This window comes from Kitasatospora sp. NPDC059088 (assembly GCF_042738155.1).
Classification (GTDB): Bacteria; Actinomycetota; Actinomycetes; order Streptomycetales; family Streptomycetaceae; genus Kitasatospora.
Map to the genome: position 1 here is coordinate 1 of NZ_JBHYGR010000185.1, position 694 is coordinate 694.

Sequence of the window (694 nt, forward strand, 5' to 3'; positions counted from 1 at the left end):
CCCCGGTTGCTTCTGCGGTGACGAGTACGAAGACGGTTCCGATCGAGTCCGGGGCGGTGGCCCGGATCCTGGCTTCCTGCCTGGGTTCCGACGCGTCGCGCTACCACGCGGTGATCGCGGTCCGCACTCCGGTCGCCTCGCAGGACACCGACGGCGTGGTCGTGGCCGTCGACTCCGCGAAGCAGTACGTGCAGTGCGAGACGAAGGGCGACAAGGGCACCAGCCGGTCCGTGCCCGCGACGTTCATCAACGACCGCCTGTGGGGCGCCGGCCACCGGATCGAGTTCTTCGACAGTTTCAGCTCCCGGGCCGGCAGCGGGCAGGTCCTCTCGCTGGGCGCCGGGCACTACACGCCCGATGTCGCCAAGGTGACCATCAGCTACGGCGACGACCCGACGCAGTACCCGGCCGTCATGGCGGACGGCGCGTTCGTCCACGCGGCCGCCGTCACCGCCGGTCCCGACCCGAAGGCCTTCCCCCCGGACGCCTACGTCCACGCCTTCAACGCGGACGGCAAGGAGATCTACAACCAGAAGACCCAGCCCAACACCAAGGTCGCCCCCCGCTAGACGAGTAGTTCCGAAGGCGAGCCGGCTGTCCCCCGCCCCCGCCCACCCCCCCCCGCCCCGCGCCGGGGGCGCGCGCGGGGGGCGGGGGGGGGCGCGCGGCGGGCACCCCGCCCCCGGGCGCGTTC

Annotated in this window: 1 pseudogene; it reads left to right on the forward strand. The window is 73.1% G+C overall.

Features of this window, described 5'->3' with window-relative positions:
- A pseudogene (locus ACFWXO_RS41795) lies at positions 1-569 on the forward strand (hypothetical protein); the annotation flags it as partial.
- Between the last annotated feature and the right edge of the window lie 125 nt (positions 570-694).